12 protein-coding genes are annotated in these 14,879 nt (G+C 42.8%); all 12 read left to right on the top strand.

Going from position 1 to position 14,879, the window contains the following annotated elements:
• The first annotated feature begins 3 nt into the window (after positions 1 to 3).
• Positions 4 to 696, top strand: a complete 693-nt coding sequence (locus C4S61_RS10580; RefSeq protein WP_103924774.1) for a glycosyltransferase family 2 protein — start codon at positions 4 to 6, stop codon at positions 694 to 696.
• Between the two features lie 83 nt (positions 697 to 779).
• Positions 780 to 1,688: a hypothetical protein gene (locus C4S61_RS10575; protein WP_235009929.1), complete on the top strand. Its 909-nt coding sequence runs from the start codon at positions 780 to 782 to the stop codon at positions 1,686 to 1,688.
• Entirely contained in the window at positions 1,685 to 3,019 is a 1,335-nt protein-coding gene (locus tag C4S61_RS10570) for a glycosyltransferase family 87 protein (protein ID WP_103924773.1), read from the top strand. Before C4S61_RS10575 ends, C4S61_RS10570 begins: the two co-directional genes overlap by 4 nt.
• Positions 3,016 to 3,744 carry a hypothetical protein gene (locus C4S61_RS10565; RefSeq protein ID WP_103924772.1) on the top strand — a complete coding sequence of 243 codons (729 nt, stop codon included), beginning with the start codon at positions 3,016 to 3,018 and terminating at the stop codon, positions 3,742 to 3,744. Before C4S61_RS10570 ends, C4S61_RS10565 begins: the two co-directional genes overlap by 4 nt.
• Positions 3,745 to 3,900: 156 nt before the next feature.
• Entirely contained in the window at positions 3,901 to 4,653 is a 753-nt protein-coding gene (locus C4S61_RS10560; RefSeq protein ID WP_103924771.1) for a DUF6503 family protein, read from the top strand.
• 23 nt (positions 4,654 to 4,676) lie between these two features.
• Positions 4,677 to 5,720, top strand: coding sequence for a glycoside hydrolase family 113 (locus tag C4S61_RS10555; RefSeq protein ID WP_235009927.1), 1,044 nt, complete (start codon positions 4,677 to 4,679; stop codon positions 5,718 to 5,720).
• Positions 5,721 to 6,283: 563 nt separating this feature from the next.
• Positions 6,284 to 9,457, top strand: a complete 3,174-nt coding sequence (locus tag C4S61_RS10550; protein ID WP_103924770.1) for a SusC/RagA family TonB-linked outer membrane protein — start codon at positions 6,284 to 6,286, stop codon at positions 9,455 to 9,457.
• Positions 9,458 to 9,481: 24 nt separating this feature from the next.
• Complete coding sequence (locus C4S61_RS10545) at positions 9,482 to 10,912, top strand: SusD/RagB family nutrient-binding outer membrane lipoprotein (protein WP_200820565.1); 1,431 nt, start codon at positions 9,482 to 9,484, stop codon at positions 10,910 to 10,912.
• A gap of 333 nt (positions 10,913 to 11,245) precedes the next feature.
• Entirely contained in the window at positions 11,246 to 11,713 is a 468-nt protein-coding gene (locus tag C4S61_RS10540; protein ID WP_103924768.1) for a hypothetical protein, read from the top strand.
• Between the two features lie 667 nt (positions 11,714 to 12,380).
• Entirely contained in the window at positions 12,381 to 14,225 is a 1,845-nt protein-coding gene (locus C4S61_RS10535) for a hypothetical protein (RefSeq protein ID WP_103924767.1), read from the top strand.
• A 162-nt stretch (positions 14,226 to 14,387) separates the two neighbouring features.
• Positions 14,388 to 14,633, top strand: a complete 246-nt coding sequence (locus C4S61_RS10530; protein ID WP_103924766.1) for a hypothetical protein — start codon at positions 14,388 to 14,390, stop codon at positions 14,631 to 14,633.
• Positions 14,634 to 14,704: 71 nt separating this feature from the next.
• Positions 14,705 to 14,879: DUF4372 domain-containing protein (locus tag C4S61_RS10525; RefSeq protein WP_146064379.1), on the top strand; the 175-nt coding region annotated here is incomplete at its 3' end.

Below are 14,879 nucleotides of genomic sequence, written 5' to 3'. Positions count from 1 at the left end.
TCCATGCAAAAATCACCTGTCATCGATGTAATCATTCCTGCTTACAATGAAGAAAAGTCGATACCAAAAGTCATTGCAGCGATTCCTAAGATCGTCCGACACGTAGTCGTAGCAAATAACAACTCAACGGATCAAACGGGGGAAGTCGCTAAGTCTGCAGGAGCAATTGTCGTATTTGAACCTCAAAAAGGCTATGGAAAGGCTTGCCTGACAGCGATGGACTGGATCAAAAATCAAGAACTCCAGCCGGACATCGTGGTGTTTTTGGACGGAGACTATAGTGATTATCCGGAGGAATTGTTGGATTTGATTCAGCCGATTTTGGATGGAAAAGCCGAAATGGTCATTGGATCAAGAGCTCTGGGGCATAGGGAAAGTGGTTCGATGACTTTTCCACAGGTCTTTGGCAATTGGTTGGCCACAACGATGATGCGTTACATCCAAGGTGCTAAATTCTCGGATTTGGGTCCATTTCGGGCCATCGTTTGGCGTAGACTTCTCGAATTGAATATGATTGACCAGAATTTTGGCTGGACTATTGAGATGCAGATCAAAGCCCATAAAGCGGGTTTACGCTACACCGAAGTGCCTGTCACTTATCGAAAACGAATCGGAGTTTCCAAGGTCAGCGGCACGGTCAAGGGAGTGATCGGAGCGGGGTATAAGATTATTTTTACGATATTTAAGTATTGGTAAAATAGTTCGCAGTCACAGTATTCAGTGTTCAGAGGAGCACTCTTAAGGTGATTTTCAATTAGTTTAATAGTAAAATCAGCCACATGGAATTTTCATTTTACAAAATCCGTAATCTCCAATCTCTTCTAACTATTCTCCCAATTTTTATATTCCTTTCAGCTTGCAATTCTTCTACCCGCGAAGGAATAAATGAAGAGCAATTCTCCAACTATTGGTATCAGGGAAAGGCTGAAATTAACGTATTTGAACTCAGGCAAAGCCGCTACGGAGAAGTGCGACCCGGTAAAGCAGTCATGATCTTTGTGACGGAGGATTTTTCCAAATCCAAACAAGTGAAACTTGACAATCCCGAAGATCGACCTTCAGATGCTCAAAAAGTGATGAAGTTGAACATGACTCGGGAGTTTGTGACGGGTGTTTATCCCTACAACACGATGCTTTCTGTTTTTACGCCTGTTTATGATGAGGTTCGCTCACCGAAACTCACAGCGTCAGTCACGGAATGGTGCGGACAAGCCTTCACCCAGCTTAATTACAAAAATGGGAACTACCATGCGCAGCTCTTTTCTTATTTTGAATCTGAGGGTGATACCGAGGCAAAAATCAATGCCTTGGCAGAGGATGAACTCTTTAATCTGCTTCGACTAAATCCCGAATTGGTACCGATGGGAAATCAGAGAATAATCCCAAGTTTGATTTTCCAGCGATTTGCACACATTCCTTTGAAAGTCGAGCAGGCTACCATTTCCAAAAAATCAATTGGCTCAAATCAAGCTGAACTTGAAGTTGTTTACGATGAAATTGGCAGGAAACTAGCCGTTCGCTACCAGGAGTTTTTCCCATACGAAATCCTGAGTTTCACCGAAACCTGGACCAAAGCAAATGGCGATCAGGAGATCACGACAGCAATAAGATCCTCCATGCAACTGATGGATTACTGGAATAAGAATGAGTCGATTTTCGAACCCTTGAGAAAGGACTTAGGACTTTGAATTCGAAGAGAAATCAAGTGCTGAAATACCTGACAGTTCTGCTGATGACGGTACTGTTTTTTGTTTTAGCCCAAGTTCCGAGAACTGAGTTTTGGTGGACGTTGAGCATTTTTGCCTTGCTTTTCGCCGGAATGGTTTTCCTTTTTTTTCTATCAGAGGAAAAAGTTAATCCGACGAAAATCTTTTGGGCCGGAATTTTACTCCGGCTCGCCGTTTTTGGATTTGCTCCCCAGTGGTCCGATGATGTGTACCGGTTTCTTTGGGATGGTGAATTGCTGGAAATGGGTGAAAATCCTTATCTCAAAACTCCAAATGAATGGCAGAGGGGAAACCAAAATGCGGTTGATGCTGAGCTAAAACTGCTTTTTCAAAACCTCAATTCTCCAGACTACTATTCTGTCTATCCGCCTCTGAATCAGGCTGTATTTTGGTTTGGAGCAAAAGCCTCGATGGGAATTGCCTGGAATGGTTTTATGGGTTTAAGGTTGATTTTGCTTTTGGGTGAGATTGGTGTATTTTTTTTGCTGTTGAGGCTTTTGCACACATTCCAAAAGCCTGAAAATCTTTTAATTCTCTATTGGTTTAATCCCTTGGTGATATTGGAAATCACCGGAAATTTCCACTTTGAAGGACTGGTTTTACTTTTTCTCCTTTTTTGTATAGCTGCTTTAAAAAGAAAGAAAATGGCACTTTCTGGTGGATTTTGGGGACTTGCCATTGGCATGAAACTTCTGCCATTAATGCTTGCTCCGACCTTTCTTTTTTTTACAAACACCCGTAGACGCATTGCATTCTGGGCGGGAGGGGGACTCGCCTTGATCCTGAGTTTTGCATGGCTTTGGCTGGATCAATCCTATCTGAATTTCCTTCAAAGTCTTCGGCTTTATCAGGGAAAATTCGAGTTCAATGCTTCGGTTTATTACCTGTTTCGGGAGGTTGGATTTTGGGTTCAGGGATACAATATCATCGGGGTTTTGACCAAAATTCTTTCGCTTGGGACTCTTGTGGCCATCGTCTTTTTTTCTTGGAAAAAGAAGGCAAGCACTCTTCCGGAACTCGTTGATTTATGGGTATTGATCTACTTGATTTATTTGATCCTACAGCCCGTGGTTCATCCTTGGTACCTGATTCCGGCATTGGGTCTCAGCTTATTGACCAATAAAAACACATTCCTGATTTGGACATTTGCATCGATTTTTTCCTATCAGGCCTATGGGAATCCTGATTTCAAAGAAAACCCGCTTTTCCTGTTTATTGAATATGCGCTGGTTTTTGCGGTGATATTCTTGGATTATTTTCTTCCTAAATCAAAACACCTAATCCAATCATGAGAATACTGACCGCACTAGTTCTGACCGCTTCAATTGTCCTTGGTTTTTCCTGTACCCCAAGTCCTGAAAAGCAAGCCAAAGCACTCATCGCCAAGTCAATCGTCGCGCATGGTGGCGCAGAATCTTGGAATGATATGAGCAGTCTGAAATTCCGGAAATGGGCACGCTTGCTGAATGAGGATGGTTCGGTGGAAAGCGAATTGGATCAATGGCATGAGTTTCGGTTTCAGCCCTATTTCGAAGGGAAAATCACCTGGACCAAGGACAGTATCACGCATCGTTCGATTTGGGATGGGGCCAAAATGAGCTATTTCATGGGGGAGAATGAAATTAAAAATGAAAGCTTTTTAGCTGCCAAAAAGAAAGATTTTGATGCAGCATTCTATGCGGTTGCTCAGCCATGGAAGTTGCTCGATGAGGGAACAACGCTTACCTATGAAGGACAGAGAACCTTGGAAAATGGAAATCTGGCTGAGGTGATTCGGGTGGATTATGGTCAGGAGGCCGATATTTGGTGGTATTATTTTGATCCTGAGACTTTTGGAATGATCGGGAATGAGGTTCAGCTCAAAGATCATCGTAGCTTGGTTTACAATTTGAGTTTTGAGGAAGTGAATGGCTTCAAACTTCACGGAAAACGTGAAAGCTGGCGAGTGAACGAAAAGGGAGAAAAACTGTTTTTGAGGGCAGAATACAGATATTCGGAATATCAAATTCACAAGTAACCATAATAAATAACGTTCCAGTACATACAGACAAGAAATACAATTGAAATAATTCTCACTGCGCCCGAAGAAATATGCTCCGCAAAAAATTTCTATTGTATTTCACTCTCCGAATGAGAGTTTATTTCCATGGTATTTCTAATTATTTCAAAATTGATGAAAAAGTTAATCCCTATACTATCCCTACTATTAGTTGCTATTCTGTGTTTTTCCTGTGATCAGCGAACTGAGGCCGAGAAAATTGTCGATGCTTCCATCGAAGCCCATGGTGGTAAGGCCTTTGAATCATCCAAGATTGACTTTGACTTCCGAAACATTCACTACACGATCTTCAAAACGCCAACAGCCTACGAGTACATCCGGGAATTCACGGATTCCACCGGCACGGTCAAGGATGTGCTGAACAATGCCGGGTTTGTCCGTACTGTCAACGGTGTCAAAATCGACACACTTCCCGAGGAGCGGGTTGGGGCATTTTCCCGATCCATCAATTCCGTGGCCTATTTTGCCTTCTTGCCGTATGGACTGAATGATGCAGCAGCAGTCAAAACCTACCTTGGAGAAACCGAAATCAGGGGAGAGAAGTACCATCTGATCAAAGTTACCTTCGTCCCGGAAGGGGGAGGAGAGCATTATGAGGATGAGTTTTTGTATTGGTTCGGAGTAGCCGATTACTTCCTCGACTACATGGCCTACAGCTATCATACCGATGGTGGGGGCGTGAGAATGCGGGAAGTCAGCGAGGTGATAGAAGTCGGGGGGATACGATTTCAAAACTACCTGAACCTCAAGCCTGAGGATAAAAATACTCCCGTCGAAAAGATGCAGGATCTCTACATTTCCGATAACTTGGAGTTGCTATCGGAAATTGTCCTTGAAAACATTCAAGTGGAGTCGCTTTCAAAGTAGTCTAAACTTATCCACTGATCCCTATGAAGCCGCTATTCAGTAAATACCTTTTCAGCTCAGTGGGTCTCATCAGTTTAAGCTTTTTCATTTGGTTTTTCATTCCTGCCGAAAATTTAATCGTCGCCACCGAAAAGTGGAAAGGCGTCTGTTGGGTAGGAAGTCGGCAACCACTTCGGGGGGGCGAAATACAGGCACTGCAAGCGACAGGTGCCAATGCAATTTCTCAAACCCCATTTGGCTGGCAAAGCGCCAAAAACTCCCCCGAAATCCGCTGGGACCTGAGTAATGAAAGGCGATGGTGGGGAGAAACTCCGGCCGGAATTCAAACTACCTTGGACTCCTCCGCTTCCCGTGGAATCATGAACATGCTGAAGCCCCATCTGTGGGTAAGAGAAGGGTGGGTGGGCGAGATAGAAATGCAAACTGAAGCGGACTGGACGACTTGGTTTGCAAATTATACGGCTTTCATTTTGGACTATGCAAGGCTGGCAGAGGAATTAAACATGCCGATGCTGTGTATAGGCACAGAACTGGAGAAGACTTCGCAACGGGAAAAAGAATGGCGGGCGATCATCGCCGAAGTGCGGAAAGTCTATTCCGGTAAGCTCACTTATGCTGCCAATTTCACAGAATTTGAAAAAGTGAAGTTTTGGGATGCATTGGACTATATCGGAGTTCAGGCCTATTTTCCTTTGGCCAAAGATCACAATCCCCTTTTGGAGGAGCTGAAGGAGTCTTGGGAAAGTCACCTTCCGCGGGTGGAGAAAGTAGTCAGAAAGTATAAAAAACCGGTTTTGTTCACCGAAATCGGTTATTGTAATACCGTGGATGCGGCGATCGAGCCTTGGGTTTGGCCAAATGAGCGAAAGGAAATTCAGTTTTCAGAGGAAGTTCAGGCGCTGTGTTATGAAGCATTTTTTGAAACTGCCTGGAAAAAAACCTGGATGGCAGGTGTATTTTTTTGGAAATGGTATCCTGAGCGCCATGAGCGCGAACCTGATTTCACCCCACAGGGAAAACAGGCCGAGGAGGTGATGAAGGCTTATTTTTTGGGCGATCTCCGGTGAATTTTTTTTGTTTGAAATCCTTCAAGTTGAAGAAATTGATGTCAGATGCTCATCGGTAAAGAATTTTGATTTTTCCATTAAATGGTTTGAATCTCGATTTGCAAAAGATGAAAATCAATCGGATCTGGGTTAACTTGGATGGGCATATCGCCTACCAGGTTTTTCAGGGCAAGTTTTTAGCCAGGATGAATTTTGATACTTTGGTTCTGTGGGGTGACCGGAAAATAAACCAGCTTTAGCGTTTTTGACCATTAATTAATATTCCTCTATTCTGCACTTAGTTTTTAGATAACAGGAGTTCTGGAAAGAAAACTCTCGGTGATTGAATGACGATTGGCTTATTTACTGATTTATAATTCATTTTTTTAGAATTAAAGGTGAATTCAGTTTTTGAATTATTTTTAATGAATGTTATTTATTGCGGTGTTTTTTAATTTTTTGTTTCCAAAAATAGGTGTTTATTAATTTTTTGGTAAAATCTGAGTAATGAAAGCGGAACAGTAGGGGACTAATTTTGAGAAGGTTTTAAAAAAAAATTAAATATTTCAAACTTCTACTTTCTGATGATTGCCCAAAAAATTAATTGGAAATGGACCTTGTCAGTATTCCTGACCTTGGTCTTTAACTTTTCCTTTGCCCAGGAGACGCAGGTCTCGGGAAAAGTAAGTGATCTCAACAACGATCCTTTGCCCGGAGCCACAATCTTAGTAAAGGGGACTAGCCGGGGAACGGTTACCGATGTTGATGGGATGTACTTAATCTCCGCTTTTCCGGGAGATACGTTGGTTTTTTCCTTTGTGGGTTTCGAAACCCTTGAACGCACCGTAGGGAATTCCAATACTATTTCTGTGAGTCTAAGTGAAGGACTTGCTTTAAGTGAGGTAGTAATCACTGCCCTTGGGATTAAAAGAGATGAAAAAGCTCTGGGTTATGCAACTCAAAACATTGATTCCCAAGAATTATTGGATGCCAGATCAAATAACTGGTCGGATGCACTTCGGGGAAAAGTAGCCGGACTGAATGTGCTGAGTGCAGGCTCAGGTCCGATGAATTCCTCCCAAGTCAGTCTTAGAGGAAATAACTCACTCAATCCAAACGGAAACTTTGCGCTGATTGTAGTAGATGGGGTTCCTATGAATTCGGGTTTGACATCTTCTGGAGTCGGTAATGCCTATTCGGCGGGATCTGGCAATGATGTTCCGGTAGATTTTGGAAACGGTATCGCAGACATCAATCCGGATGACATCGAAAATATTACCGTCTTGAAAGGTGCCAGTGCAACTGCACTCTATGGAAGCCGGGCAGCCAACGGAGCCCTGATCATTACTACTAAAGGTGGTTCCCGAAATACCAAAGGAATTGGAGTAACTATAAATACAAACATCGGATTCAATGATGTCCTTCGTTGGCCGGATTATCAATATGAATATGGACAGGGAACAGGGAGAGCTTTTAATTCGGATGGAGAATTGTATTATTCTTATGGTGCTTCCGAGGATGGTGCGGGTACCGGAGGAACGAGTTCTGCATTTGGTCCAAAATTCGACGGGCAGTCTTATTTCCAATACGATCCCACTGTAGAAGGTCAGTCTCTGGAACGTCAACCTTGGAGACCTTACTTGGATAATATCAAAGGATTCTGGCGAACTGGCTATAATGTAGTAAACAATGTGGCGATCGAAGGCAGCCATGAGGGAGGTTCGGCGAGAGCTTCATTCACACACAACAAAAATGAGTGGATTATGCCCAACACCGGATTTGAACGCTTTGTAGCGGCCCTGTCACTTTCACAGCAAATTTCAGATAAGCTTAGGCTAAATGCCAAAGCGAGTTATACCAATAAAAGAAGTGATAACCTGCCAGCAACTGGGTATAATAACCAGTCTATCGCTTACTTTATGATTTTTCAGAATCCGAATGTGGATCTGAATTGGTATCGACCTATTTGGGAGCAAGGCCAGACTAATATCAGTCAGGTGCATCCTTTTAGCTCTTTCATTGACAATCCCTACCTGATTGCTTATGAAATGACTAATGCAGTAAACAACAATGCTTTTCTGGGAAATATCTCCGCGAATTACACTTTCAATGAAAAGTTTGAGCTACTGCTGAGGTCAGGAATTACCATGAGTCAGGAGGAAAGGTCCCAGCGAAGACCTTATTCCTCTGCGAATTATCAGCGCGGATTTTACAAAGAACAGGACATTACCAATTACGAGATCAATTCGGATTTCTTGTTTACCTACCGAGACAAAATCGGGAGTAAGTTTTCCTTGAGCTCCAGTGTGGGTGCCAATCAAATGCAACGAAATTTCCGTTTGACCAGTGCCGAAGTAATTGGTCTGGTTATTCCGGGTGTATTTAAACTTGCCAACGGGGTCAGTAATCCCACTGTTACCACCAGTGATAACAACCGGGTGATCAACTCAGTCTATGGACTGGTCTCGATGGATTGGGATGAAAAGATTTTTGTAGACCTGACTGGTAGAAATGATTGGTCCAGCACGCTGCCAGTTGAAAACAACAGCTTTTTTTACCCATCGGTGAGTACCAGTTTTATTTTGTCTGATTTGATCAAATTACCAAAACCGGTCTCTTTTGCAAAGCTGAGGATATCCGGTGCACAGGTGGGGAATGATACAGAACCTTACCGAACTTCAAAATATTATGGACAAAGTGAGTTTCCGGGTTCAGCTTCAGTTCCTACGACACTTTACAATGTGGACTTTAAACCGGAAATCACTTCTTCCTTTGAGACAGGAATGGAATTGATCTTTCTGGACAGAAGACTGAGTTTGGATGTGAATTATTACATCTCAGAGACCGAAAATCAAATCATTCAAGTACCTGTGGATATTGTTACCGGCTTTTCCAGTGCAATTCTCAATGCAGGTACGGTTCAGAACAAAGGGTGGGAGGTGGTTTTTAATGCTACTCCGATAAGCAAGGGAGCCTTCGAATGGAATTCAACCCTCACTTGGGCAAGGAACCGAAACAAGGTACTTTCTTTACCCGATGAAGTAGACGGAAGTCAGGTCATTGGAAATGGAGGTAACGCTTCAATTATCGCCAGAGTCGGGGGTACCACCGGAGATATTTATGGGTTTGGATTTGTCCGCTCTCCGGAAGGGGAGATCGTTTACAACAAAAATGGACTTCCGCTTCGACCTCAGGAAATTCAATACATCGGAAATGCTTACGCTGATTGGAAAGGTGGATTAAGAAATGAATTTGCATACAAAAGCATCCGACTTTCCGTGCTTTTTGACGGGCAATACGGTGGAATTGTCTATTCCCAGACACATCACAAAATGTCCGAGCAGGGTAAACTCCGTCATACCCTCAGGGGAAGAGAGGATGGATTCATCGTAGGAGAGGGTGTGGTGCAGAATACGGATGGCACCTATTCACCCAATACTACGCAGGTTAATCTTGCCACTTATTACGGTGACTATTACCGACGTGCCAATGTGGAGTCCAATTCCTTTGATGCTTCCTTTGTCAAACTCCGGGAAATGAGAGTGGAATATGCAGTGCCGGCCAGGATTTTAAGCCGAACTTCCATCCGTGGTGCCTCCATTGCATTTTATGGGAGAGACTTAGCCCTGTGGAGCAAGTTCCCTGTTTTTGATCCGGAAACTGCTGCACTCAACGGCTCTACGCTTCTCCCCGGTGTGGAAATGGGTCAATTGCCAACACCACGGACTTTCGGTGCTAACCTTACTCTCAAGTTCTAATTACTTATTAAAATGAAAATGAGCATGAAACTATTCAGATATATAAAAATGGCTTTGGTTTTTTCTATTGCCTATTCCTGCACGGGAGATTTTGAAGAAATCAATACTGATCCCAACCGGATTGATAAAATCAGCCCAGGTACGCTGCTGAATCCGATTCTTTACGGTATTAGCAGTTTCAATACCGACCGTGCGGATGGATTTACTTTTCAGATCATGCAGGTCGCTTTGCCTTTTCCAAGTGCAAACGGGGGCTTACACCGATATGATTTGACTGAAAATTCAGGAAATTCTACCTGGAATACCTACTACAGATGGCTGGTCAACATCCGTGAAATGAAGCAGGCAGCTATCGATGCCCAAGATCCCAACTATGAAGCAATTGCGCTCACGCTTGAGGCTTGGGTAGGGAGCCAGTTGACCGATTCATTTGGGGATGTGCCATTTGCTGAGGCCAGCAAGGGCGAACAGGGGATCTTTCAGGCTAAATTTGACACCCAAGAACAGATTTATGCTCAGATTTTCGAAAATTTGGAAAGGGCAAACTCCATCTATGACCCAACGCGTCCAATGGTCTTCGGAGAGGATATTCTTTTTGGTAATCAGGTAAGCAGATGGAAGAAGTTTACCAATTCCCTGCACCTTAGGCTGCTTTTACGGGTATCCCGTGTGCAGGAAAGTTCTTTTCAGAAAATGGCAGCAATGCTTGGCAATCCTGCGCAATATCCGATCTTCACCAATACAGATGAGTCTGCCATTCTAAACATTACCGGCGTGGTGCCCAATATTTCACCCTGGGGCAGAGCCATTGATTTTACTACTTTTCGGGCTATCTCCGAGTTTTTTGTTGATCGGCTAAATGAATTGGAAGATCCAAGAAGAATGCGGTTTATGACTCAGGCAAGAGCATTGGATGGCACCACTACACTGGGTTATAGGGGAATTCCTTCAGGCTATGGCGGAACAGAATCCCAGTTTCAGTTCATTCCGTCCAACCATAATATTGCCTTGGTTCAGGCACCGATGATCTCTTTAATCCTGACTTATGCCGAATTGGAGTTTATCCAGGCAGAACTTGCACAGCGGGGTGTAATCAATTCAGACGCTCAAGCACACTATGAAAATGGAGTGAGAGCGGCCATGGAACAGTGGGATGTAGTTATACCTGAGGACTACTTTGAAAACCCCAATGCAGCCTATGATGAAACTTTGGAGCGGATTATACTGCAAAAATACATTGGATTGTATTTCAATGATTACCAGCAATGGTTTGAGTACCGAAGAACGGGTTTTCCGGTTTTGCCAAAGCAGGATGGGATGCTCAATGACCAGCGGGTCCCTGTCCGGTTTCGTTACCCGGTAAATTCGCAGCTGAACAATCCGGTAAATTACCAGGAAGCTGTTGCCCGGATGGGAGGGGATGATATCAACACTAAAGTCTGGTGGGAGAAATGAAAGCAAGTTAGGAAGTCCTACGAAACTATTAAAAATAGATGAATTCTTACTGATTGAGGGATTGGAAAAATTTCTTCCAATTCAATTTATAATTTTAGTAAATCCTATTAGGAAGCAGTTCAGGCGCAAATCAAAACTATCATCAGACCCACTGCTTTAAACTTTAAAGATAAAATCAGCTTCATTTTAACAGATAATTGAAAGAATTGCATTACAAAAGGAAACAAATCGACTAGCATTTATCAAAAAATCCAGAGAATTTGATTGTAAATCATTGCATTGAAATTAATTTCCTCTACTTTTTGACACAAACTCCCTTATAGATCCAAAAATATGACAGCGGCTACAATTAAGAAGAACCTTGATAAAGCCAAAGATGGCATCATTAAGGATTCTTACACGATTCAGCGAACAATCAGCTTTGAGGATTTGATAAATGAACTTCTAGATAAGATCAGCGAAAGGACAAATCGATTTGCTGAAATGACACTAAGTATAAACTCAATCGTAGAATCTCTTCAAAACATCACTTGGATTGTAGATCAGCCCAATGAGCAAATATTAAAAGAAATCAATGCGATTTTGGACATCAGCCGTGGTGTGCATATAAGCCTCGAGAAGCGAAAAGCTGATCTTGAAAAAACAGGAATATTCAAGATTTGTCCTGAGTCGACTCAGGATCTTTTTGACACTATTGACTCATTGGGAGAAACCATCGATGATGTTGAAGCCATTTACTTCAGACTTCCAAACAATGCCGAATTCAAATCTCTTTGTGAAAAGTTTTCAACCCTCAAATGAAAGGTGCAAGTAAGGATTTTTTGTACAGATAGGGTCAAGGAGGAAATTGAGAAGGACGATAGTTTAAAAACAATCCGATTCGAAAAGGAAAAACCTTCTGAAAAAGAATAAAATTAGTTTGGAGAAGCGTCTGAAAACCCTCCCTTCCCCCTCAATTTTTTCGCTTTCAACCTAAAAATACCCAGTTCAGTCAGCGTAAATGGAGCAAAACTAAAGGTTATACAATTCGCTAGCTCCGTTCAATCGGATCCCAATGCTCGATTTGACCACTTCGCATGCTCCCTCTCCTTAAGGAGAGGGATGGGTGAGGTTTTTGAAAAATACCCAGTACTGGGTATTTTATTGTATCTAAAAATCACTTTCTTAGTCAAATCATTTCCAAAGAACAAATTAACTGATTTCCTATTCCTAAAAACTCCTTATTATCCCAAGCAAGAACTTCTAATAATTGAATTGGACCCATGGGCCCAATTTGACCACTGCGTAAGCTCCCTCTCCTCAAGGAGAGAGCCTGTCCCGAGAATCGGGAGCCGGGGGTGAGGTAGAGACCGGAGCCGGGATGAGGTAGAAATGGGCTGAGGAAAAAGTCTTTATTCAATATTAACCCAAAAGTGTCTCGGATTCCTGATCTTAGAAAGCACTTTTTTAAACCCAAGATCACACTTCTATGAAGCTCGAAAGAATCCTGGATAAACTCAGTTCCATTGAGAAAAACTCCTTTATCAAAATCATCGACAACATCATCTCCAAGAGTAAGGCCAAGAGTAAGGAAATTGAGAAAATCCTCGCCCCGGATAATAAAGGGCTCAAAACCGTCGACAACCTAAACATCTCCAAGATTTTTGACCTGACCGCCGATGAGTTTACAGAATACCTCAAATGTGAATTTCAAGAGGTCAACTCCCAACTCGACATCCTCATCGACATCATCATCCGGGATGGCAACTGCATCATGCGCCAGGATTGGTTTTCCAGACTCTATGAAGCTGAGATCAAAGTTCTGAATGCTAAAATCAAAGCCCTCTCAGCCGAATTCAAAGATGAAAAGTCCGAACTAAGTGCCGAGCGGAAGCGGGACTACAGAATCTATCAGGCCTGTCTCTCCACAGCATTTTTCAACGACGTGGCCAATAACCGGGAAGCCAAAATTACCTCCGACGAACTCAGCATTATTATCACACTTTCCCGAGAACTTGGCCTTTCTCAGGAAGAAATCAAACTCATCAATTACTCTATCCTAGGAGTCAAAAAGCTGGATGTACAGGAAGTCATCACCCACCTGAAAAACATCGGGGTCATTTTCTATTCCAAAAAGGAAAATACCATTTTCGTCGCCGATGAAATGGTCCGCCTCCTTCGCAAAGTCCGGAAAAAGGAAGTGGCCGATAAGTTTTACAGAAGAACGCTGAAGCTCCTTCGTGAACCCATCATCAATACCATTTCCAAAAACCACAACCTGGACCGGAAACTTCCCTACTCCCAAAAAATCGAAAGCATCATCCATGCAGGAATATCCTTTACCGACCTACTGCTGGATGACATCTACAAAGAAGGCACCACCCTGACAGATAAGAAAAAAGCGCTGAATGAACTCTGCGAAAAAGGATTGGAGATCCCCAACCTGCGGGGAAGCACCCTAAACGAAAAAATCGAGAGCCTGATCCAGTATTTCGAAGCAGTGGAGAAAGATGAAAAAGTGGGCATATCAGTGGATGGGTATGACAAACTCCTGACTGACCTCCATCAGTCCATTCCTACACTAAACAAGGCCATCAAAGAACACTTTGAGCTGCAGGACGAATTTGTGCTCGATGCAGAGTTCCTGCTGGATTATAACATCAAGCCTCGGGACATCCTCGACCTGATCGAGAAGCCTGACCTCGACAAATTCAAGAAAGACCATGGCGTCAAGCTCCGCGGTGATGATATCCTCAATATCCTGGAGCATTACAAGGATGTGGAAAATCTCTACCTGGAAAACTACGAGAACGTCGGCTACCGAAATTACAACCAGCTCAAGGAAAACGGGATTCAGATCCGGGAGAGCGAACTGGGAGTGAAATTCGAGGAACTGACCAAAATTATCTTCAAGGGACTGGGATTTAATGTAGATGACAAATTCCGTCAGGAATTGAATACCCAAAAGGATCTGATGGATATCCTGATCAATCTGGGCAACAATGAAGTCATCATCGTGGAGTGCAAGACCAGCAAGGAAAGCGGGTACAATAAGTTCAGCACCGTATCACGGCAACTGAAATCCTATCAGAATATAGCACTCAAAAACAATCTCCGGATCGTCAAGATCCTACTCGTAGCACCGGAATTCAGCGACGACTTCGTAACCGACTGCGAGATGGACGTGGATATGAATCTCTCCCTCCTGACCGCATCCACCTTGCTTTCCATTTATGAAGCATTCAAAAATTCCAAGTACATGACATTCCCTCATGTGCTATTCCGGGACGTAGTGATCAATCAGGAAAGGATTGTAAAGGCGTTGAGTAAGTGAAGTTGACAAAATCCTAAGTTTATTTAATGAATTCCTGTATGTGTTGATGGAATGGATTTAGAAGATAAAGACATTTGAAAATTCGTATAATATAAATTTAGGTGGTTAAAGGCCTAAATTGAGTAGAGCCGTATCCTTCTTAAAATTTTTGTTTTTAATAAAATGCACAACCCCAAGGTTTCCCTTGAATTAGATTTTCTTCCAGGCCTGAGTTATTTATTGTTTCATGCCCACATTCCAGTAATTCGAAAAATAAAAGTTTCCAATTTATCCGAGGAGGTTTTGTCGGGCCTAACCCTTGAAGTTGTTCCCTCCGAAGAATTTTCATCTCCTTTTGAAGTGGGATTGGAAGAAATTGCAGGTGGCCAATCCATCGAATTAAATGATCTCCGTGCAATAGCGTCCTAAATAAAAAATGAGAGGTCCTATTTTTTGACCAAAATAGTTACTTTGGTTTGCACCAAAACCTCAGACCTCTCATGGGTAATATTACGCTGTTTTCTCAGATTATTAAAAAGATTGACCGCCCGATTTTCAAGAAGCTGGTCAAAGAAAAACAAACAGATAAAGGCTGTAAGGGATTCGACAGTTGGACACATTTGGTCTCCATGCTTTTCTGCCATTTTGCCAAGAGTACCTCGGTAAGGGATATTT

The organism is Algoriphagus boritolerans DSM 17298 = JCM 18970 (genome assembly GCF_900108085.1).
GTDB lineage: Bacteria > Bacteroidota > Bacteroidia > Cytophagales > Cyclobacteriaceae > Algoriphagus > Algoriphagus boritolerans.
Note: the sequence above shows the minus strand (reverse complement) of the source record. Positions and strands in the feature narration are given on the sequence as shown.